This window comes from Micromonospora echinofusca, assembly GCF_900091445.1.
GTDB lineage: Bacteria > Actinomycetota > Actinomycetes > Mycobacteriales > Micromonosporaceae > Micromonospora > Micromonospora echinofusca.
Window position 1 is genome coordinate 3,782,850 of the sequence record NZ_LT607733.1, and the last position, 25,297, is coordinate 3,808,146.

Below are 25,297 nucleotides of genomic sequence, written 5' to 3' on the forward strand. Positions count from 1 at the left end.
CGTCCGGTCAGGACCTGCCAGGTCGGTCAGGACTTGCCGAACTCGCGCTGGATGATGTCGAACAACTCCTCCCGGCTCGCCGATTCCAACTCCTGCCCCGCGGCCGGCGCCGGCGCGACGGCGGCGGGTCGTCCCCGCCACCTGGCCACCAGGTCCTCCAGCCGGCCGATGACCGCGTCGTCGACCTGGTCGCCGGGCAGGCCGCCGAGGAGTTGGTCGAGGCGCTCGATCTCCGCCACGATCGGCATCGCCGGCTGCTCGGGCGCCAGCTCGGCCCGCAGGTGCCCGGCGAGCGCGTTCGGGGTGGGATGGTCGAAGACGAGGGTGGCGGGCAGCCCGATGCCCGTCTCGGCGGTCAGCCGGTTGCGCAGCTCGACCGCCGTGAGCGAGTCGAAGCCCAGTTCGAGGAAGCCACGGCTGGGCCTGATCCCGCTCGGCGTGGCGTGACCGAGCACCGCCGCGGCGGTGCCGCGGACCAGGTCGAGCAGGATGCGGTCGCGCTCCGGCCCGGAAGCGGCGGCCAGCCGCTCGCGCAGCGCCGTCGCCGCGCCCCGGTCCTCGCGGGTCGGGGCGTCCTCGCCCTGCCCAGGCTGGGCTTCGGGGATTTCGGTGAACAGGCGGGACGGCCGCAACGCCGTGAACGACGGCACAAACCGATCCCACCGCACATCCGCCACCACCACATCAGACTCACCACCCTCCAACACCCCCTGCAACGCCACCACCGCCAACTCCGGCACCATCCCCGGCAACCCACGCCGACTCAACTGCTCACCCGCCACCCCCACCGCCATACCCGCCTCAGCCCACGGCCCCCACGCCACCGACGTCCCCACCAACCCACGCCCACGCCGCGACACCACCAACCCATCCAAAAACGCATTCGCCGCCGCATACCCCACCTGACCCGCCGAACCCCACACCCCCGCAATCGACGAAAACACCACAAACGCATCCAAATCCAAACCAGCCGTCAACTCATCCAACACCACCGCACCACCAACCTTCGCCCGCAACACCTCCTCCACCTCACCCACACCCACCTCACCCAACGACGTCAACTGCGCCGCACCCGCCGCATGCACCACCGCCCGCAACCGCTCACCCGCACCCACCAAATCCCCCAACAACCCCGCCACCGCACCACGATCCGCCACATCACACGCCACCACCGAGACCCGCACACCCAAACCCTCCAACCGCCCCACCAACTCCCCCACACCCGGCGCACCACCACCACGCCGACTCACCAACACCACATGCTCCGCACCCACACCCGCCGCCCACACCGCCACCCGCGCACCCAACGCCCCCGTACCACCCGTCACCAACACCGTCCCCGACAACCGGAAACCAACCCCACCAACACCCGCCGAAGAACCCGCACGCACCAACCGCCGCACAAACACACCCGACGACCGCAACGCCACCTGATCCTCACCACCAGACGACGACAACACCCCACACAAACGACCCCACACACCCCCACCCAACAACACCGGCAAATCCACCAAACCACCCCACCGCAACGGCACCTCCAAACCCACCACCCGACCCAAACCCCACACCGCAGCACCCGCGACATCGGTCAGCTCGTCGGATCCGCCGACCGACACCGCCCCACGCGTCAGCCACCACAGCCGGCCCGCGCCGCCGACGTCGGTCAGCGCCTGCGCCACGACCAGCGCCGTCGTCACCTCGACGGCGGCCGGCACCGCGGCCGGCTCCCGGGAGCTGGCCGGCTCCCGGGGATCGGCCAGCGACAGCAGGGACACCACGTCGGCGTCCCGGTCGTCGGAGCCCATCGCCTCCCGCAGCAGCCGCGCCACCCGGTCACGGTCAGCGCCGGCCGGGACCAGCACCGGTACCGCGCGGTCGGCACGGGCCGCCAGCTCCACGGCCGCCGGGTGGTCCTGTTGCCCGGGTGCCATCAGCAGCAGCCAGGTACCCGGCAGCGTCGCCGAAGCGGGCACGTCGGCCGTACGCCACGTCGCCCGGTACCGCCAGGAGTCGACGGCGGCCCGCTGCTGCGTCGCCCGCCGCCACCGGGCGAGCTTCGGCAGCAGCGCCGTGGACGGCTCGTCCGCGCCCAGTTCGTCGTCCAGCACGCCGAGGTCACCGGACTCGACCGCCGCCCAGAACTGCTCGTCGGACGGGGCGGCGGCACCCGCGGCGGGCGAGGCGGGCCGGGGATCCTCCAGCCAGTAGCGCTGCCGGTCGAAGGCGTACGTGGGCAGCTCCACCACGCGCGGCCGGGCACCGGTCTGGCCGTGGTACGCCGTCCAGTCGACCGGTACGCCGGCTGCCCAGAGCTGCCCGACGGCGCTGGTGAGGGTGGTGACGTCGGACTGGTTGCGGCGCAGCGTGGCCACGTACCGGACGTCGTCGGCCGCTTCCGCCTCGGCGGCCATGGCGGTGAGGACCGCATCGGGGCCGACCTCCAGGAACGTGTCGACGCCCTGCTCCCGCAGAGCCGCCACCCCGTCGGCGAACCGCACCGCCTGCCGCACGTGCCGCACCCAGTAGGCGGGGTCGGTGATCTCCCCCGAATCCGCCACCGCACCCGTCACGTTCGACACCACCGGCACCCGCGGCGACTGCCACGACAACCCCGCCACCACCGACGCGAACTCATCCAACATCGGCTCCATCAACCGCGAATGGAACGCGTGACTGACCGACAACTCCTTCGTCCGCCAACCCCGCTCACGGCACGACGCCACCACCACCGCAACCTCGACGGCGGCACCCGACACCACCACCGACGCCGGCCCGTTCACCGCCGCGACGTCCACCGCCGCGCCCGCAGCATCGATGACCCCGCACACGTCGGCCTCAGGCGCGCCGACCGCCGCCATCACGCCACCAGCCGGCAACGCCTGCATCAGACGACCCCGCGCCGCCACCAAAACACACGCATCAGCGAGGGAAAGCATCCCCGCCACATACGCGGCCGTCACCTCACCGATCGAATGACCCGCCAGGAAATCCGCCCGCACACCCCACGAGGCGAGCAGCTCCCACAACGCCACTTCGACGGCGAACAACCCCGCCTGCGCGAAGACGGTCTGATCGACCAGAGCGGCGTCGGCACTGCCCGCCTCGGCGAACACCACCTCCCGCAACGGGCGCGGCAACAGGCCATCGAACTGGGCGCACACCGCGTCGAAGGACGACGCGAACACCGGGAACGCCTCGTACAACTCCCGACCCATACCCGCGCGCTGCGAACCCTGACCCGTGAACAACACCGCCCGACGACCCGCCGACACCACACCCGACACCGCCGGCCGACCCTCGACCACCGCCGACAGACCAGCCACCAACTCGTCCACCGACGAACCCCACACCACCGCACGATGCTCCAACGCCGCCCGCGACGTCACCAACGACCACGACACATCCACCGGCGCGAGACCGGACCGCTCCCGCACGAACGACACCAACCGCACCGCCTGACCCGCCAGACCCCGCTCCGAGCGCCCCGACACCACCCACGGCACCGGCAAAGCCACGGAAGCGCCCCTGGCAGACGCCGGGACCGACACCCCGTCCGCCGACCCGATCCGATCGGTTCCACCGCGCAGCGCTGCATCCGGCGCGGCCACGGACTCCACCGGCACCGCATCCGGCGCGATGCCGGGCTCCACAGCCGCAGCCACCGGCTCCGCACCCGGCGCGGCCGCGAGCCCCAGGGCCGGCTCCACCGCCGCCCCGGCCGCAAGCTGCCCCAGCTCCGACTGCGGCGCGGGCTCCGCCACCGACTCCGGCTGTTCGATGATCACGTGCGCGTTCGTCCCCGAGATGCCGAACGACGACACACCCGCCCGCCGCGCACGACCCACGCCCGGCCACTGCCGGGACTCGGTCACCAGCTCCACCGCACCCGACGACCAGTCCACGTGCGACGACGGCGCGTCCACGTGCAGGGTCGCCGGCACCACCCCGTGCCGCATCGCCAAGATCATCTTGATGATCCCAGCCACCCCGGCAGCCGCCTGCGTGTGACCGATGTTCGACTTCACCGACCCCAACAATAACGGCACATCCCGACCCTGCCCATACGTCGCCAACAGGGCCTGCGCCTCGATCGGATCACCCAACGTCGTACCCGTACCGTGCGCCTCCACCACGTCCACGTCGGACGTCGACAGACCCGCGAACGCCAGCGCCTGCCGGATCACCCGCTGCTGCGACGGACCGTTCGGCGCCGTCAACCCGTTCGACGCACCATCCTGGTTCACCGCCGTGCCCCGCACCACCGCCAGGACCCGACGGCCGTCGCGCCGCGCGTCCGACAGCCGCTGCACCAGCAGCATGCCGACGCCCTCGGACCAGCCGGTGCCGTCGGCCGCGTCCGAGAAGGACTTGCACCGGCCGTCGGCGGACAGGCCGCCCTGGATGGAGAACTCGGCGAACGTGGCCGGTGAGGCCATCACCGTCACGCCGCCGGCCAGGGCGAGGTCGCACTCGCCGGACCGCAGCGCCTGCGCCGCGAGGTGCAGCGCCACGAGCGACGACGAACACGCCGTGTCCACCGTCACCGCCGGCCCCTCGAACCCGAACGAGTACGCCACCCGACCCGACAACACGCTGGTGGCGTTGCCGGTGAGCAGGTGTCCGCCGACCTCCTGGGCGCGACCCACCGAACCGCTGGCGTACCCCTGGAAGCTCGCGCCGGCGAAGACGCCGACGGCGCCGCCCCTCAGGCTGGTGGGGTCGATGCCCGCCGACTCGACGGCCTCCCACGAGGTCTCCAGCAGCAGCCGCTGCTGCGGGTCCATGGCGAGGGCCTCGCGCGGTGAGATGCCGAAGAACTCGGCGTCGAACTCACCGGCGTCGTAGACGAAGCCACCCCTGCGGACGAAGGACGTGTCGGAGAGGCCGTCGTTGAGGAAGCCGTCCCAGCCCCGGTCGAGGGGGAACTCGGAGATGCCGTCGCCCTCGGCGCAGAGCAGTTGCCACAGTTCGTCCGGCGATGCGACGCCGCCCGGAAGGCGGCAGCCCATCCCGACGATCACTATCGGGTCGTCGTCCACGGCGGTGATCCGGCGCTCGGCCGGCGCGTCACCCGGTGCGCCGAGCACCGCCTCCCGGATGAAGGCGACGAGGGCGGCCGGCGTCGGGTGGTCGAAGACGAGGGTGGAGGGCAGGGCGAGGCCCGTCTCGGCGGTCAGCCGGTTGCGCAGCTCGACGGCGGTGAGCGAGTCGAAGCCGAGGCGCTGGAACGCCCGGTCGGGGGCCACCGCCTCGACGGTGGCGTGCCCGAGCACCGAGGCGACCTGGGAGCGTACGAGGTCCAGGAGGGACGCCTCGACCTCCGTCGGCGTCAGGGCCGCAAGCCGCTGGCGGAGCGCGGAGGCCTGATCGGTGGGAGCGGTTTCCGCGCGGGCCGCCGCCTCGATCGCCGACTGGGCTTCGGGGATTTCGGTGAACAGGCGGGACGGCCGCAACGCCGTGAACGACGGCACAAACCGATCCCACCGCACATCCGCCACCACCACATCAGACTCACCACCCTCCAACACCCCCTGCAACGCCACCACCGCCAACTCCGGCACCATCCCCGGCAACCCACGCCGACTCAACTGCTCACCCGCCACCCCCACCGCCATACCCGCCTCAGCCCACGGCCCCCACGCCACCGACGTCCCCACCAACCCACGCCCACGCCGCGACACCACCAACCCATCCAAAAACGCATTCGCCGCCGCATACCCCACCTGACCCGCCGAACCCCACACCCCCGCAATCGACGAAAACACCACAAACGCATCCAAATCCAAACCAGCCGTCAACTCATCCAACACCACCGCACCACCAACCTTCGCCCGCAACACCTCCTCCACCTCACCCACACCCACCTCACCCAACGACGTCAACTGCGCCGCACCCGCCGCATGCACCACCGCCCGCAACCGCTCACCCGCACCCACCAAATCCCCCAACAACCCCGCCACCGCACCACGATCCGCCACATCACACGCCACCACCGAGACCCGCACACCCAAACCCTCCAACCGCCCCACCAACTCCCCCACACCCGGCGCACCACCACCACGCCGACTCACCAACACCACATGCTCCGCACCCACACCCGCCGCCCACACCGCCACCCGCGCACCCAACGCCCCCGTACCACCCGTCACCAACACCGTCCCCGACAACCGGAAACCAACCCCACCAACACCCGCCGAAGAACCCGCACGCACCAACCGCCGCACAAACACACCCGACGACCGCAACGCCACCTGATCCTCACCACCAGACGACGACAACACCCCACACAAACGACCCCACACACCCCCACCCAACAACACCGGCAAATCCACCAAACCACCCCACCGCAACGGCACCTCCAAACCCACCACCCGACCCAAACCCCACACCGCAGCACCCGCGGTCAGGTCGGTCAGGGGCTCGGAGCCGTCCACGGAGACCGCTCCCCGGGTCAGCCACCACATCCGCCCCTGGACCTCGGTGACCGCCAGCGCCTGCGCCACGGCCAGCGCCTCCACGACGCCCGCACCGGCCAACGACATCAGCGAGATCAGTCCGGCGACCGGCTCCCGGTTCTCCGCCGCGCCGGCCAGCCGGCGCGCGATCTCGTCGCGCTCCAGCACGTCCAGCACCACCGGGACCACCTCGGCGCCCCGCTCCGCCAGCCCTGCCAGCAACGGGTGGTCCTCCTGGCCGGGGAGCATCAGCACCAACCAGGTGCCGGTCAGGTTCTCGTCCCCGGTCGTGTCCTGGCGTCGCCACACCACCCGGTACCGCCAGGAATCCACGACCGACCGCTGCTGGGCGGCCCGCCGCCACTGCGCGAGCTTCGGCAGGACCGCGCTGAACGGCTCGTCCGCGCCGACGCCCAGTTCGCCGCCGACCAGGTCGGGGTCGCCGGACTCCACGGCCGCCCAGAACCGCCCGTCGAGGGCGTCGTCGTGCGCGTCCCGGCGGGCCGCGGGCGCGGCCTCCGGCCAATACCAGGTGTGCTCGAAGGCGTACGTGGGCAGGTCGACCACGCGCGGCCGGGCACCGGTCTGACCGTGGTACGCCGCCCAGTCCACCGGCACACCCGCCACCCACAACTGCCCCAGCGCAGACGTCAGCGCCCCGACCTCCGGCTGATCCCGCCGCGAGGCCGCAACCCGCCGCACACCCGCGTCCCCGACGATCTCCGCCACCATCGCCGTCAACGTCGCGTCCGGACCCACCTCCAGGAACGTGTCGACACCCTGCTCCCGCAGAGCCGCCACCCCGTCGGCGAACCGCACCGCCTGCCGCACATGCCGCACCCAGTAGGCGGGGTCAACCAACTCCAGCGGCTCCGCGACCGCGCCGGTCACGTTCGACACGATCGGCACCCGCGGCACCCGCCAGTCCAGCCCCGCCACCACCGACGCGAACTCGTCCAGCATCGGCTCCATGAGCCGGGAGTGGAACGCGTGACTGACCGAGAGTTCCTTGACCCGCCAACCCCGCTCGCGAGAAGTCCCCACCACCACCGCAACCTCGTCGGCGGCACCCGACACCACCACCGACGCCGGGCCGTTCACGGCCGCGACGTCCACCGCCGCACCGGTCACACCGATCAGCTCAGCGACAGCCTCCTCCGACGCGCCGACCGCCGCCATCACACCACCAGCCGGCAACGCCTGCATCAGACGACCCCGCGCCGCCACCAGAGTGCACGCATCAGCGAGAGACAACATCCCCGCCACATACGCGGCCGTCACCTCACCGATCGAATGACCCGCCAGGAAATCCGCCCGCACACCCCACGAGGCGAGCAGCTCCCACAACGCCACTTCGACGGCGAACAACCCTGCCTGCGCGAAGACGGTCTGATCGACCAGAGCGGCGTCGGCACTGCCCGCCTCGGCGAACACCACCTCCCGCAGTGGACGCGGCAACAGGCCATCGAACTGGGCGCACACCGCGTCGAAGGACGACGCGAACACCGGGAACGCGTCATACAACTCCCGACCCATACCCGCGCGCTGCGAACCCTGACCCGTGAACAACACCGCCCGACGACCCGCCGACACCACACCCGACACCGCCGGCCGACCCTCGACCACCGCCGACAGACCAGCCACCAACTCGTCCACCGACGAACCCCACACCACCGCACGATGCTCCAACGCCGCCCGCGACGTCACCAACGACCACGACACATCCACCGGCGCGAGACCGGACCGCTCCCGCACGAACGACACCAACCGCACCGCCTGACCCGCCAGAGCACGCTCCGACCGCCCCGACACCACCCACGGCACCGGCAACCCGACCGCGCCCCCGGACGACGCCGGGGCAGGCTCGCCAGCCGGCAGCGCCACAAGAGCCGGCTCCGGCTGCTCGATGATCACGTGCGCGTTCGTCCCCGAGATGCCGAACGACGACACACCCGCCCGCCGGGGACGGCCAGCACCCGGCCACTGCCGGGACTCGGTCACCAGCTCCACCGCACCCGACGACCAGTCCACGTGCGACGACGGCGCGTCCACGTGCAGGGTCGCCGGCACCACCCCGTGCCGCATCGCCAAGATCATCTTGATGATCCCAGCCACCCCGGCAGCCGCCTGCGTGTGACCGATGTTCGACTTCACCGACCCCAACAACAACGGCACATCCCGACCCTGCCCATACGTCGCCAACAGGGCCTGCGCCTCGATCGGATCACCCAACGTCGTACCCGTACCGTGCGCCTCCACCACGTCCACGTCGGACGTCGACAGACCCGCGAACGCCAGCGCCTGCCGGATCACCCGCTGCTGCGACGGACCGTTCGGCGCCGTCAACCCGTTCGACGCACCATCCTGGTTCACCGCCGTGCCCCGCACCACCGCCAGGACCCGACGGCCTTCACGTTGCGCGTCCGACAGCCGCTGTACGACGAGGACGCCGACGCCCTCGCCCCACGCGGTGCCGTCCGCCGACTCGGCGAATGCCTTGCAGCGGCCGTCCGCCGACAGCCCGCCCTGGCGGGAGAACTCGATGAAGGCGCCCGGGGTGGCCATCACCGTCACGCCGCCGGCCAGTGCGAGGTCGCACTCGCCGGACCGCAGCGCCTGCGCCGCGAGATGCAGCGCGACGAGCGACGACGAACACGCGGTGTCCACCGTCACCGCCGGCCCCTCGAACCCGAACGAGTACGCCACCCGACCCGACAACACGCTCGCGGAGGCGCCGGTCGCGCCGTAGCCGGCGAGCGACTCCCCGGCTTCGCGTACGACGCTCTCGTAGTCCTGGCCGTTCGTGCCGGCGAACACCCCGACCCGGCTGCCGCGCAGCGCGAGGGGCTCGATCCGGGCGTCCTCGAACGCCTCCCAGGAGACCTCCAGCAGCAGCCGCTGCTGCGGGTCCATGGCGAGGGCCTCGCGCGGCGAGATGCCGAAGAACTCGGCGTCGAAGCCACCCGCGTCGGCCAGGAACGCGCCCCGCGAGACGTAGGAGTCGGTTCCGGCCAGCGAATCAAGGTCCCAGTGCCGGTTGGTCGGGAAGTCCGACATCGCGTCGACGCCGGCCGTCAACAGCTCCCAGAGCCGCTCCGGGGACTCGGCCCCGGCGGGGAAACGGCAGCCCATGCCGACGACGACGATCGGGTCGTCGCCCACGACGGGGCCGGCGACGGTGGTGGGGACGGGAAGGGCCTGCCCGCCGAGCAGTTCGGCGTGGATGTGCCCGGCCAGGGCCGCCGAGTTCGGATAGTCGAAGGCGAGCGTGGCGGGCAACGCGAGCCCTGTCGCGGCGTCGAGTCGGTTGCGCAGCTCGACGGCCGCCAGCGAGGTGAAGCCGAGGTCCTGGAACGCGCGCTCCGGCGCCACCCGCTCGGCGGACTCGTGGCCCAGCACGGCGGCGACCTCGGCGCGTACGAGCTCGCCGAGGACGCGCAGCTGCTCCGCACCGGACATTCCCGACAGGCGCAGACGCAGGTCGGCCGCCGGCACGGGGGCGTCGACGGTCACCGCCGCGCCGGCCTCGGTCAGAAGGTCGTGGACCAGCGGGTGGGTGCGCCGGCCGCCGGTCGCAGCCACCCGGGCCCAGTCGATGTCGGCCACCACGAGGTACGTCTCGTCGCGGTCCAGCGCCCGGGTGAGCGCGCGTACGGCCGTCTCCGGCGTCATCGCACCGAACCCGGTGCGGCTCAGCCGCTGCTCGAAGTCGCCGGCGCTCACCCCGCCGTCGGCCCACAGGCCCCAGGCGAGCGAGGTTCCCGGCAGCCCCTCGGCGCGACGGCGCTGCGCCAGGGCGTCGAGGAAGGCGTTGCCCGGCGCGTACGTGGCCTGGCCGGCGGCACCCATGAGGCCGGCGAGCGAGGAGAAGAGGACGAACGCGGAGAGGTCCGCTCCCCGGGTCAGCTCGTCGAGGTTGCGCGCGGCGTCGACCTTCGCCCGCAGGGCGGTGGCCAGCTGGTCGACGCTCACGGCGTCGACGACGTTGTCGTCGAGGGCGGCGGCGGTGTGCACGACCGCGCTCAGCGGCAGCTCGTCGGGGATCGAGTCGAGCAGCGCCGCGAGCGCGGCCCGGTCGGCCACGTCGCAGGACGCGAGGGTGACGCGGCTGCCGAGCGCGGCGAGTTCGGCGGCGAGGGCGGTGGCCCCCGGCGCCTCGCCACCCCGCCGGCTGACCAGCAGGAGGTGTTCGGCGCCTTCGGCGGCCAACGCGCGGGCGACGTGCCCGCCGAGGGCTCCGGTGCCGCCGGTGATCAGCACCGTGCCGCGCGGCGTCCAGGAACCGCGGGGACCGGTGTCCCCGTACGCCGCCCGGACGAGCCGGCGCGCGTGGGCGCCGTTGCCGCGCAGGGCGACCTCGTCCTCGCGGCCGGTGCCGGAGATCAGCGTCCGCAGCATGCGTACGGCGCCCTGGTCGGGCCGCTCGGGGACGTCGACGAGCCCGCCCCAGCGGTGCGGGTGCTCGGCGCGCAGCACGGTGCCGAAGCCCCACGCCATGGCCTGCACGGGGTCGACGTGCCGGTCCCGGGGACCGACGGCGACCGCGCCACGGGTGGCGATCCAGAGCCGGGCGGTGATCCCGGCGTCGCCGAGCGCCTGCGCGAGCGCGACCGTGCCGGCGAGCCCGGCCGGCACGGAGCCGGACCCGGCGTACGGCCGGTTGTCGAGGGCCAGGAGGGAGAGCACGGGCAGCGGGTTCCCGTCGTGGCCGGTCGACGCCTCGACGAGGTCGTGGGCGAGCCGCTTCCGGTCGCACGCGGCGTCGACCTCGACGATCCGCCCGCCGGCCGCGCCCAGGGCGGCCGCCCAGTCCGTCACGACCGCGTCGGCGTCGGCCGGCACCACGAGCAGGAAGTCGGACGCCTCGGCGCGGGCGGGGTCGTCCGTGAGCGGCTGCCAGGCCACCCGGTAGCGCCAGGAGTCGAGGGCGGCCTCGGCGTCCCGGCGGCGTCGCCAGGTGGACAGCGCCGGCAGGACGTCGGCGAGCGGGGCGTCGGCGTCGACGGCCAGGCTCTCGGCGAGGGTCGTCAGGTCCTCCGCCTCGATCGCCCGCCAGAAGTCCTCGTCGGCGGCGGTACGCCGGGCGACGGGGGCGTGGTAGGAGCGCGTCCCGGCGTTGATCCAGTAGCGCCGGTGGTCGAAGGCGTACGTGGGCAGGTCGACCACGCGCGGCCGGGCACCGGTCTGACCGTGGTACGCCGCCCAGTCCACCGGCACACCCGCCACCCACAACTGCCCCAGCGCAGACGTCAGCGCCCCGACCTCCGGCTGATCCCGCCGCGACACCGCAACCCGCCGCACACCCGCGTCCCCGACGATCTCCGCCACCATCGCCGTCAACGTCGCATCCGGACCCACCTCCAGGAACGTGTCGACACCCTGCTCCCGCAGAGCCGCCACCCCGTCGGCGAACCGCACCGCCTGCCGCACATGCCGCACCCAGTAACCGGGCTCGGTGATCTCCCCGGCGTCCGCCACCGCGCCGGTCACGTTCGACACGATCGGGACCCTCGGCGGCTGCCACGACAGCCCCGCCACCACCGACGCGAACTCATCCAACATCGGCTCCATCAACCGCGAATGGAACGCGTGACTGACCGACAACTCCTTCGTCCGCCAACCCCGCTCACGGCAGGCCGCCACCACCGAGGCCACCTCGCCGGCGGCACCCGAGGCGACCACCGACGCCGGGCCATTGACCGCCGCGACGTCGACCGCCGCACCCGACGCGCCGATGATCTCCCGCACATCGGCCTCGGGCGCGCCGACCGCCGCCATGACGCCGCCGGCCGGCAACGCCTGCATCAACCTGCCCCGCGCCGCCACCAGCGTGCACGCGTCCGACAGGGACAACATCCCCGACACGTACGCCGCCGTCACCTCACCGATCGAATGACCCGCCAGATAGTCAGCCCGCACACCCCACGAGGACAACAGCTCCCACAACGCCACCTCGACCGCGAACAGGCCCGCCTGCGCGAAGACGGTCTGATCCAACAGAGCCGCAGCTTCCGAACCCGGCTCCGCGAACGCCACCTCGCGCAGCGCACGCGGCAGGTGCGGATCGATCTCCGCGCACACCGCGTCGAAGGACGCCGCGAACACGGGGAACGCGTCGTACAGCTCCCGGCCCATGCCCACGCGCTGCGAGCCCTGGCCCGTGAAGAGGACCGCCCGGCGACCCGCCGACACCACACCAGAGACCCGGCCCTCGGCGACCGCCGACAGGCCGGCGACCAGCTCGTCGACGTCCGAGCCCCACACCACCGCCCGATGCTCCAACGCCGCCCGGGTCGTCGCCAACGACCACGACACGTCCACCGGCGACAGGCCACGATCGCGCGCGAACGACGCCAACCGCCCCGCCTGGCCCGCCAGACCCCGCTCGGAGCGCCCCGACAGCATCCACGGCACCGGCAACCCGACGGGCGCGGCAGACGCCGCGGCGGGCTCCGGCTCCGCCTGTTCGATGATCACGTGCGCGTTCGTGCCGGAGATGCCGAACGACGACACGGCCGCCCGGCGCGCGCGGCCCACACCCGGCCACTCGCGCGCCTGGGTCACCAGTTCCACGGCGCCCGACGACCAGTCCACGTGCGACGAGGGCTCGTCCACGTGCAGGGTCGCCGGGACGGTTCCGTACCGCATCGCCATGATCATCTTGATGATCCCGGCCACCCCCGCAGCCGCCTGCGTGTGACCGATGTTCGACTTCACCGACCCCAACAGGAACGGCTCGTCGCGGTCCTGCCCGTACGTGGCCAGCAGGGCCTGCGCCTCGATCGGGTCGCCGAGCGTCGTACCCGTGCCGTGCGCCTCCACCACGTCGACGTCGGCGACGCCCAGCCGGGCGTTCGCGAGGGCCTGCCGGATCACCCGCTGCTGCGACGGGCCGTTCGGCGCCGTCAACCCGTTCGACGCACCATCCTGGTTCACCGCCGAACCCCGCACCACCGCGAGGACCCGGCGGCCGTCGCGCCGCGCGTCCGACAGCCGCTGCACCAGCAGCACGCCGACGCCCTCGGACCAGCCGGTGCCGTCCGCCGCGTCGGAGAACGACTTGCACCGGCCGTCGGGGGCCATGCCCCGCTGGCGGGAGAAGTCGATGAACGTCTCGGGCGTCGCCATCACGGTGACGCCGCCGGCCAGCGCGAGATCGCACTCCCCGGACCGCAGCGCCTGCACCGCCAGGTGCAACGCCACCAGCGACGACGAACACGCCGTGTCCACCGTCACCGCCGGCCCCTCGAACCCGAACGAGTACGCCACCCGACCCGACAGCACGCTGCTGGCCGTGCCGACGCCGAGGTAGCCGTCGAGGGTCTCCGGCACGTCGGCCAGCCCGGCGGCGTGGTTGTGGTACATCATGCCGGCGAACACGCCGACGGGGCGGCCCCGCAGCGCGAGCGGGTCGATCCGGGCGTCCTCGAGCGCCTCCCACGAGGTCTCCAGCAGCAGCCGCTGCTGCGGGTCCATGGCGAGGGCCTCGTGCGGCGAGATCTTGAACAGGTCGGCGTCGAAGTCTCCGGCGTCGGCCAGGAAGCCGCCCTCGCGGGCGTAGCTGCTGCCCCGGCGCGTGCCGGACGGGTCGTACAGGTCCTCGACGTCCCAGCCACGGTCGGCCGGGAAGCCGGTGATGCCGTCGCCACCGGCGACGAGGAGGTCCCACAGCTGCTCGGGGCTGCGTACGCCGCCGGGGTAGCGGCAGCTCATGCCGACGATCGCGATCGGCTCATCGAGCGCCGCGACGGCGGCGACCGGGGTCGGCAGCGCGCCGGCGTCGGTCCCGGTCTCGGCGTCCAGGTGGTCGGCCAGGGCGAGCGGGGTCGGGTGGTCGAAGACCAGGGTCGCGGGCAGGCGCAGGCCGGTGACCGCGCCCAGCCGGTTGCGCAGTTCGACGGCGGTCAGCGAGTCGAAGCCCAGCTCGGTGAACGGGCGGGTGGCCTCGACGGCGGCGGCGTCGGCGTACCCCAGGACCGCCGCGACCTGGTCGAGGACGAGCCGCAGCAGGGCCGCGGCGCGCTCCTCGCGGTCGAGCCCGGCGAGCCGTTCGGTCAGGGCGGCGGTCTCCGCCGGGCCGGACCGCGCGGCGCGGCGCCGGGGCGCCCGGACCAGGCCGCGCAGGACCGACGGCAGGGTGCCCGCCTCGGCCTGGGCGCGCAGCCCCGGCCCGTCCAGCGCCATCGGCACCGTCGCGGGCAGGCCGGTGAGCAGCGCGGCGTCGAAGAGGGCGAGGCCGTCCGCCTCGGGGAGCGGGCGGACGCCCGCGCGGGCCAGCCGGTCGGTGTCGGCCCGGTCGAGGCCGGCGGTCATGCCGCCGCCCGACTCCGCCCACGGACCCCAGGCCAGGGAGTGCGCGGGGAGGCCCGCGGCCCGCCGCCGGTGGGCGAGCGCGTCCAGGAAGGCGTTGGCCGCCGCGTAGTTGGCCTGGCCGGGGCTGCCCGTGACGCCCGCCGCCGACGAGTAGGTGACGAACAGGGCCAGCCCGCTGCCAGCGGTCAGCTCGTGCAGGTTCGCGGCGGCGTCCACCTTCGGCCGCAGCACGCCGGCGAGGGACTCGGCGGTCAGCGAGGTCAGGGTGCGGTCGGCCAGCACGCCGGCGGTGTGCACCACGCCGGTGAGCGGGTGCGCCGGGTCGATCCGCTCCAGCAGCGCGGCGAGGGCGGCCCGGTCGGCGGCGTCGCACGCCTCGACCGTCGCGGTGGCGCCCAGGTCGGCGAGGTCGGCGAGCAGGTCGGCCGCGCCTTCGGCGTCGGCCCCGCGCCGGCTGGTCAGCACCAGGTGGCGGACCCCGTGCCGGGTGACCAGGTGGCGGGCGGTCAGCGCGCCGAGGGCTCCGGTGCCGCCGGTGACCAGCACCGTGCCCTCCGGGTCGAGCGACGGCGCCGGCGCGTCGGGTTCCGGGGCGGCGACGAGGCGCGGTACGCGGACCACGCCGTCGCGCACCGCCGCCTGCGGCTCGTCGGTGCGGAGCAGGCCGGCGAGTGCGGCCGGCGAGTGCTCCCGGTCGTCGACGTCGACGACCAGGAAGCGGCCGGGGTGCTCGGCCTGCGCGGAGCGCAGCAGGCCCCACACGGCGGCGCCGGCCAGGTCGGTGACGTCCGCGTCGTCCACGGCGACGGCGCCGCTGGTGAGGACGACCAGCCGGGACCCGCCGGTGTGCCGCTCGGCGGCGAGCCAGCCCTGGAGCACGGCGAGGACCTCGGCGAGCAGGTCGTGGACCGGGCCGGGCCCGGTCGCGGCGGCGCCGGCCACCGGGAGCAGCACGACGTCGGGGACCCCGGCGGCGAACAGCGCGTCGAGGTCGGCGTGCCGGGCGACGGGCAGGCCGGCGGGCAGCGGCGCGGGACGGTCGCCGAGCACCGCCCAGGTCGTGCCGTCGGTGATGCCGGCACCGCCGGCGTGCCGGGGCCAGTCGAGGCGGAACAGCGAGCGACGCCACGGGGACCCGCCGGAGGTGAGGTCCCCTGTCGGCAGGGGCCGCAGCACCAGGGCCCCGACCCGGGCGACCGGCTCCCCGGCGGTGTCGGCGACCAGCATGGCCACCGTGTCCGCTCCGGTGGGCGTCAGCCGTACCCGCAGCGTGGCGGCGCCGTGGGCGGACAGCGTCACGTCCGACCAGGCGAACGGCAGCCGGGCCTCGCCGGGGTCGACGATGCCCAGCCCGACCGCCTGCACGGCGGCGTCGAGCAGCGCCGGGTGCAGCCCGTACGCGCCGGCCTCGTCGGCCGCCGGCTCGGGCAGCGCCACCTCGGCGTACACGTCGGCGCCGACCCGCCAGGCGGCGCGCAGCCCCTGGAAGGCCGGGCCGTACGCGAACCCGGCCTGCGCCGCCCGCCCGGTCAGCTCCGACACGTCGAGGGCGGTGGCGCCGCTCGGCGGCCACTGCGCCAGCGTGCCGGTGTCCTCGCCCGGCTCCGGGGCGAGCAGACCGGTGGCGTGCCGCACCCACAGGTCGTCGGTGCCGGAGCGGCGGGCGTGGACGGTGAGCTGCCACGACCCGCCGCCGGTGCGCTCGGCGGCGACCTGCACGTCGACGCCGCCCGTCTCGGGCAGCACCAGCGGCGCCTGGAGGGTCAGTTCGGCGAGCCGGTCGGCACCGACCTCCGCGCCGGCGCGCAACGCCAGCTCCACGAACCCGGTTCCGGGGAAGAGCACCACGTCGCGGACGGCGTGCTCGGCCAGCCAGGGCTGGGTCTGCACGGACAGCCGGCCGGTGAGCGTCACCTCGTCGCCGTCGGCCGAGCGGAACACCGCGCCGAGCAGCGGGTGGCCGGTCGGGGTCAGTCCGGCGGCGGTCACGTCGGCGGGCTGCGGCAGGGGCAGCAGCCAGTAGCGTTCGCGCTGGAACGCGTACGTCGGCAGGTCGACCGGCACGGGCGGGCCGTCGAACAGGGCCGCCCAGTCCACCGGCACGCCCCGCGCCCAGACGGTGGCCGCGGCGGCCAGGGCGGTCGCCGCCTCGTCGTGCTCGGCGCGCAGCATCGGGGCGCAGACCGCCTGGTCCGCGCCGACGATCTCCTGGGTGAGCGCGCACAGCACCCCACCCGGGCCCACCTCGACGTACGCGCCGACGCCCAGCTCGCGCATGGTGGTCACGACGGCGTCGAAGCGGACCGTGTCGCGGACGTTGCGCAGCCAGTACGCCGGGGAGCGCACCTCGTCGGGGTCGAGCACCGCGCCGGTCACGGTGGAGACCACGGGGATCCGGGGCGCGGCGAAGGTCAGCTGCCCGAGCACGTCGGCGAACGCGTCGAGCATCGGGTCCATGCGGGCGGAGTGGAACGCGTGGCTGACCCGCAGCCGCTTGGTGCTGCGGCCGAGGGCCGCGAAGTGTGCGGCGACCGCCAGCACGGCGTCTTCGTCGCCGGAGACGACGACGGACTCCGGGCCGTTGACGGCGGCCAGCCCGGCGCCAGCCGTCCCGCCGACGGTGGCCAGGTGCGCGCGTACCTCCGCCTCGGTGGCGCGGATCGACACCATCGCGCCGCCGGTGGGCAGCGCCTGCATCAGCGTGCCCCGGGCGGCGACCAGGCGGGCGGCGTCGGGCAGCGACAGCACGCCGGCGACGTGCGCGGCGGCCACCTCGCCGACCGAGTGCCCGGCCACGAAGTCCGGCACGACACCCCAGGACTCGACGAGCCGGTAGGCCGCCACCTCGACGGCGAACAGCGCCGCCTGGGCGTACCCGGTGCGGTCGAGCACGTCGGCGGGGCCGTCGAGCACGGCGCGTACGGGCCGGTCGAGGTGCTTGTCCAGTTCGGCGCAGGCGGCGTCGAAGGCTTCGGCGAAGGCCGGGAACGCGGCGTACAACCGCTGGCCCATGCCGACCCGCTGGGCGCCCTGGCCGGTGCAGAGCACGGCGACCCGGGTGGGGCTGGCGACCCCGCGCCGCACGGACGCCGCCGGGACGCCGTCGGCCAGCGCGCCGAGCCCGGCGAGCAGTTCGTCCCGGTCGGCGCCGAGTACCACCGCCCGGTGTTCCAGGACGGACCGCCCGGTGGCCAGCGCCCGGCCCACGGCGGCCGGCGCGGCGTCGGGGTGCTCGGCGAGCCAGGAGCGCAGCCGGTCGGCCTGGGCGCCGAGCGCGGCGGCGCTGCGCGCGGAGACGACACACGGCAGCGGGTCGGGCCCGGCGACCGCGTCGGTGCCGGCGGTCGCCTGCGGCGCGGTCGGGGCGGCCTCGACGATGACGTGGGCGTTGGTGCCGCTGACGCCGAACGAGGAGACGCCGGCCCGCATGGGCCGGGTGGCGCGCGGCCACGGGCGCGGCTCGCGGAGCAGGCTCACCGCGCCGGCCGACCAGTCGACGTGCGGGGACGGCTCGTCGACGTGCAGGGTCCGCGGCAGGACGCCGTGGCGCATCGCCATGACCATCTTGATCACACCGGCGACGCCGGCGGCGGCCTGGGTGTGCCCGAGGTTGGACTTGATGGAGCCGAGCCACAGGGGCTGGTCGTCGGCCCGGTCGCGGCCGTACGTGGCGAGCAGCGCCTGCGCCTCGATGGGGTCGCCGAGGCGGGTGCCGGTGCCGTGGGCCTCCACCGCGTCCACGTCGGCCGGGGCGAGCCGGGCGTTGGCGAGGGCCTGGCGGATCACCCGCTGCTGCGACGGGCCGTGCGGCGCGGTGAGGCCGTTCGAGGCGCCGTCCTGGTTGACGGCGCTGCCGCGCACCACGGCGAGCACCCGGTGGCCGTTGCGCTGGGCGTCGGAGAGCCGTTCCAGCAGCAGCAGGCCGGCGCCCTCGCTCCAGCCGGTGCCGTCGGCGGTGGCGGCGAAGGACTTGCAGCGCCCGTCCGGGGACAGGCCGCGCTGGCGGCTGAAGCCGACGAACGTGTCGGGGCTGGACATGACGGTGACGCCGCCGGCCAGCGCGAGCGTGCACTCGCCGGAGCGCAGGGCCTGCACGGCGAGGTGCATCGCCACCAGCGAGGACGAGCAGGCGGTGTCGACGGTGACCGCCGGGCCCTCGAAGCCGAAGGTGTACGCGATCCGGCCGGAGACGACGCTGCCGTGGTTGCCGGTGCCGACGAACGCCTCGACCTCCTCGGGCACGCCGTTGAGGCGGGAGACATAGTCGTGGTACATGACGCCGGTGAAGACGCCCGTGCGGCTGCCCTTGAGCGAGTCGGCGGCGATGCCGGCCCGCTCGACGGTCTCCCAGGCGACCTCCAGCAGCAGGCGCTGCTGCGGGTCCATGGCCAGCGCCTCGCGGGGCGAGATGCCGAAGAACCCGCCGTCGAACTCGCCGGCGTCGTGCAGGAAGCCACCCTCGCGGGTGTACGACTTGCCGTGCGCATCCGGGTCGGGGTCGTAGAGGTTCTCCACGTCCCAGCCCCGGTCCGCGGGGAACGGCGTGACGGCGTCGACGCCGGACTCGACCAGTCGCCACAGCGCCTCGGGAGTCCGCACCCCGCCCGGGTAGCGGCAGCCCATCCCCACGATCGCGATCGGCTCGTGGTTCTGCTCGTCGACAGCCCTCAGGCGTTCGCTGGTCTCGTGCAGGTCAGCGGTGACGCGCTTGAGGTACTCGCGGAGCTTGGCTTCGTTCGCCATCGGGTTGATCACCTGTCGCTAAGGGGCAAGCGGCGGACTCGTGGTCAGGATCGGCCGAACTTCTGGTCGATGAAGTCGAACAGCTCGTCGTCCGAGGCCTCGTCGAGGGCCTGGCTGACGTCGGCCGGCCGGTCGGTGGCGTCGCTCCACCTGGTGACCAGCGCCCGGAGGCGGACCGCCACGGCCGTCCGCGTCTCGTCGTCGCCGGCCAGTCGTTCCAGTTCCTCCGGCCCGGTCGCGGCGAACGCGGCCTCCAGCCGGTCCAGCTCGGCCAGCAGGCCCGCTTCGGGTGCCGGCGGGGCGGCGTCGACCAGCAGGAAGTCGGCGAGGGCGGCGGGCGTGGGGCAGTCGAAGATGAGGCTCGCCGGCAGCCGGATCCCGGTGAGGGTGGTCAGCCGGTTGCGCAGCTCCACGGCGGTCAGCGAGTCGAAGCCGAGTCCGGTGAACGTCTGCCCGGACGGCACGACGGTGGCCGGCGGGTAGCCAAGCACCTCGATGACCTGCGCCTTGACCAGGTCCTCCACCAGCCGGCCGCGCTCGGCCTCGGGCGTGGCCGCAAGGCGTTGCGCGAAGGACGGCCCGCCGTCGCCGCCGGCGAGGACGCGTCGCCGGGCCCGGACGAGGCCGCGCAGTGGCGCCGGGAGCTGGCCGGCGTCGGCCTGCCGGCGCAGCGCGGCGGGGTCGAGCAGTGCCGGCACCAGGTGGGGGTGTCCGCCGCGCAGGCTGGCGTCGAAGAGGCGCAGGGCCTGGTCGGTGTCGAGGGGGCTGAGGCCGTTGCGGCTCATCCGTTGCCGCTGGGCGGCGTCGAGGGCGCCGGTCATCCCGCTGTCGGCGGCCCAGAGGCCCCAGGACAGGGAGGTCGCGGCGAGGCCCGCGGCGTGCCGGTGGTGGGCGAGGCCGTCCAGGAACGCGTTCGCGGCGGCGTAGTTGCCCTGCCCGGGGCCGCCGAGCACGCCGGCGACCGACGAGAAGAGGACGAACGCCGACAGGTTCCGTCCGTGGGTCAGCTCGTGCAGGTGCCAGGCCGCGTCGGCCTTGGCGGACAGCACGGCGGACATCCGCTCCGGGGTCAGCGCCGAGACCACCGCGTCGTCGAGGACGCCGGCGGCGTGGACCACGCCGGTGAGCGGGTGTTCGGCCGGGATCGCGGCCAGCAGCGCGGCCAGGAGGTCCCGGTCCGCCACGTCGCCGGCCACCAGCCGGGCGTTCGCGCCCAGCCTGGCCAGCTCGGTCAGCAGTTCCGCCCCGCCCGGGGCGTCCGCCCCGCGCCGGCTGACCAGCAGCAGGTGGCGCACCTTGTGCGCGGTGACCAGGTGCCGGGCCAGCAGGCCGCCCAGGGCGCCCGTGGCCCCGGTGACGAGGACCGTCCCGTCGGGGTCGAGGTCGGCGCCCAGCGCCGCGTCGAGGGCGGCGGGCGTGAGCCGGGGCGCCAGCACCGCGTCGGCACGGACCGCGAGCTGGGGTTCGCCGGTGGCGACCGCCCGGGCCACCAGGTCCACCGTGTCGGCCTGTGGTCGCCCCGCCTCGTCGAGGTCCACGAGGACGAGACGGTCGGGGTGCTCGGCCTGGGCCGAGCGCAGCAGACCCCAGACCGCCGCGCCGGGCAGGTCTACCGCGCGGCCGGTGTCGCCGGCGGGCACGGCCCCGCGGGTCAGCACGACCAGCCGCCGCTGCGCCAGCCGGTCGTCGGCGAGCCAGCCCTGCACGGCGGTCAGCACGGCGGCGAGCCGGGCGCGGGTCGCGGCGGGGACCGGGGCGCGCTCCTCGTCGGCGTACGCGGCGAGCAGCACCAACTCCTCGTCGAGCAGGCCGACGTCGACCGCCTCGGCCAGCGCGGTGAGCCCGTAGCTGGGGAGCCCGGACAGGTCGGACGGGGCGTCGCCGAGGAGCACCGCGCGGCCGGTCGCCGGGGCGCCCGGCGGCACGCTCTGCCAGACGACGTCGTACAGCGCGTCGACGGCCGCGCCGGCGCCGCGTACCTGGTCGGCGGTCACGGGGCGGGAGACCAGGGAGGCGATGCGGGCGACGGGGGTGCCGGCCGGGTCGGTCAGGGTCAGGGTGACCCCGCCACCGCTGCGCCGGGCGCGGACCCGCAGTGCCGTCGCGCCGACCGCCGCGAGGGTGACGCCGGTCCAGGCGAAGGGCAGGCGTACGCCGGAGGCTTCCCCGCCCTCGTCGAGCAGGCCGACGACGTGCAGGGCCGCGTCCAGCAGCGCGGGGTGGATGCCGAAGCCGGTGACCTCGGCGCCGTCGGGCACCGCCACCTCGGCGCACACCTCGTCGTCGGTACGCCAGACGGCGCGCAGGCCACGGAAGAGCGGGCCGTACTCGACGCCCAGGCGGGACAGCTCGGTGTAGATCCCGTCGACCGCGACGGCGGCGGCGGCGGTGGGCGGCCACGGCGACGGGTCGGACCCGTCGGGCTGCGGTACGGCGGGTGAGAGGACGCCCACCGCGTGGCGGTCCCACTCGGCGTCCGGGTCGGCGGCGGCCCGGGAGTGGATGGTGACGGGCCGGCGACCCTCCTCGTCCGCCGTGCCCAGCTTCACCTGCACCGCTCGGGCGCCCTGCTCGGCGAGCGCCAGCGGCGCCTGGAGGGTCAGCTCGTCGAGGGTGTCGCAGCCGACCTGCGCACCCGCGTGCAGGACCATCTCGACCAGGGCGGCGCCGGGTACCACGACCGAGTCCCAGACGACGTGCTCGGCGAGCCACGGGTGCGTACGCACGGAGAGTTCGGTGCCGAAGACCCGTACGTCGTCGTCGGCCACGCGTACGGCGGCGCCGAGCAGCGCGTGGTCGACGGGGCGGACGCCCAGCCCGGGCGCGCCCGCGTCGCCGGTGGTGGCGTTGAGCCAGTAGCGCTGGTGGTCGAAGGCGTACGTGGGCAGGGCGACGGTGCGGGGGCGCGCGCCGGCAGCGGTGAGGTATCCGGCCCAGTCGACGTGGCCGCCGGTGACGTACCGCTCGGCGAGGGCGGTGCGCAGGGTGTCGGCCTCGGGGTGGCCGGCGCGCAGCGTGGCGGTGAACCGGACGTCGCCGGTCTCCTCGACGCAGTCCTGCGCCATCGCGGTGAGCACGGCGTCGGGGCCGACCTCCAGGAAGTGCGTCACGTCCTGCTGGTGCAGGGTGCGTACGGCGTCGGCGAAGCGCACGGGCTGCCGCACGTGCCGCACCCAGTAGGCGGGGTCGGTGATCTCCCCCGAATCCGCCACCGCGCCGGTCACGTTCGACACGATCGGCACCCGCGGCACCCGCCAGTCCAGCCCCGCCACCACCGACGCGAACTCATCCAACATCGGCTCCATGAGCCGGGAGTGGAACGCGTGACTGACCGAGAGTTCCTTGACCCGCCAACCCCGCTCGCGAGAAGTCCCCACCACCACCGCAACCTCGTCGGCGGCACCCGACACCACCACCGACGCCGGGCCGTTCACCGCCGCCACGTCCACCGCCGCACCGGTCACACCGATCAGCTCAGCGACAGCCTCCTCCGACGCACCCACCGCCGCCATCACACCACCAGCCGGCAACGCCTGCATCAGACGACCCCGCGCCGCCACCAAAACACACGCATCAGCGAGAGACAACATCCCCGCCACATACGCGGCCGTCACCTCACCGATCGAATGACCCGCCAGGAAATCCGCCCGCACACCCCAGGAGGCGAGCAGCTCCCACAACGCCACCTCCACCGCAAACAAACCCGCCTGCGCGAAGACCGTCTGATCCACCAGAGCGGCGTCGGCACTGCCCGCCTCGGCGAACACCACCTCCCGCAGTGGACGCGGCAACAGGCCATCGAACTGGGCGCACACCGCGTCGAAGGACGACGCGAACACCGGGAACGCGTCATACAACTCCCGACCCATACCCGCGCGCTGCGAACCCTGACCCGTGAACAACACCGCCCGACGACCCGCCGACACCACACCCGACAACCGACCCTCGGACACCGCCGACAGACCAGCCACCAGCTCGTCCACCGACGAACCCCACACCACCGCACGATGCTCCAACGCCGCCCGCGACGTCACCAACGACCACGACACATCCACCGGCGACAGACCACGACCACGCACGAACGACGCCAACCGCCCGGCCTGACCCACCAGAGCACGCTCCGAACGGCCCGACACCACCCACGGGACCGGCGTACCCGCCGCGTCTGCCGACTCGGTCCGGCAGGGCTCGCCCCGCGACTCCGCGCCCGTGGTGGCCACGGACTCCGCCACCGCAGCCACCTGCTCCGGCGTCGCCCCGCCCTCGAGCTCCGGCGCTGCCTCCGGCTGCTCCAGGATCACGTGCGCGTTGGTCCCCGAGATGCCGAACGACGACACGCCCGCCCGCCGGGGACGCTCCACCGCCGGCCACTCGCGCGTCTGCGTCACCAACTCCACGGCACCCGACGACCAGTCCACATGCGACGACGGCGCGTCCACGTGCAGGGTCGCCGGCACCACCCCGTGCCGCATCGCCAGGACCATCTTGATGATCCCGGCCACCCCGGCAGCCGCCTGCGGGTGACCGATGTTCGACTTCACCGACCCGAGCAGCAACGGCACGTCGCGGTCCTGCCCGTACGTCGCCAACAGGGCCTGCGCCTCGATCGGGTCACCCAGCGTCGTGCCCGTGCCGTGCGCCTCCACCACGTCCACGTCGGCGACACCCAACCCGGCATTCGCGAGGGCCTGCCGGATCACCCGCTGCTGCGACGGACCGTTCGGCGCCGTCAACCCGTTCGACGCACCATCCTGGTTCACCGCCGTGCCCCGCACCACCGCCAGGACCCGACGGCCGTCACGCTGCGCGTCCGACAGCCGTTGCACCAGCAGCATCCCGACGCCCTCGGCGAGCGCCGTGCCGTCCGCCGCGTCGGCGAACGCCCGGCAGCGGGCCACCGGGGACAGGTTGCCCTGCCGGGTGAAGTCGACGAACACCGCCGGGGTGGGCATCACCGTCACGCCGCCGGCCAGCGCGAGATCGCACTCGCCGGACCGCAGCGCCTGCACCGCCAGGTGCAGCGCCACCAGCGACGACGAACACGCCGTGTCCACCGTCACCGCCGGCCCCTCGAACCCGAACGAGTACGCCACGCGGCCCGAGGCGATGCTGCCCGCGTTGCCGAGACCCAGGTAGTCCTCCACGCCCGCCGGCGGGGTCTCCGGCGGATGGGCGTACCCGCTGTGGGTCATGCCGGCGAAGACCCCGACCCGGGCGCCCTTCAGGCTGGTGGGGTCGATGCCCGCCGACTCGACGGCCTCCCACGAGGTTTCCAGCAGCAGCCGCTGCTGCGGGTCCATGGCGAGGGCCTCACGCGGCGAGACCCCGAACAGTCGGGGGTCGAACTCGGCGGCGTCGGGCACGAAGCCGCCCTCGCGGACGGAGGAGGTGCCCGGTCGGGAGCGCTCCGGGTCGTAGAGCGCGTCCAGGTCCCAGCCACGGTCGGTGGGGAAGGAGGCGATGGCGTCGCCGCCGGCCGCGACGAGGTCCCACAGCTCCTCGGCCGTGCGTACCCCGCCCGGGAACCGGCAGCCCGTACCGACGATCGCGATCGGCTGCTGAGCCTCGGCCTCGACGTCCCGGAGCCGTTGCCGGGTCCGCCGCAGGTCGGCGGTGACTCTCTTCAGGTACTCCCGGAGCTTCTCTTCGGTGTCCATCAACCCAGCCCATCGCGATTCACGGCGGAGACTCGACGTAAGCGACGGTACGAATGCGCAGAAGTCTCAGGCGACACCTGTATCTGTCGTTCGGCTCGCTCGGCCGAGAGCCACGCAGATCCCCATCTG

At 74.1% G+C, this 25,297-nt stretch carries 2 protein-coding genes; both read right to left on the reverse strand.

What is annotated here, in order from left to right:
- Positions 1-26: 26 nt before the first annotated feature.
- Positions 27-19,511, reverse strand: a complete 19,485-nt coding sequence (locus tag GA0070610_RS16050) for a type I polyketide synthase (RefSeq protein WP_089003541.1) — start codon at positions 19,509-19,511, stop codon at positions 27-29.
- Positions 19,512-19,555: 44 nt separating this feature from the next.
- Entirely contained in the window at positions 19,556-25,171 is a 5,616-nt protein-coding gene (locus GA0070610_RS16055) for a type I polyketide synthase (protein ID WP_089000790.1), read from the reverse strand.
- Between the last annotated feature and the right edge of the window lie 126 nt (positions 25,172-25,297).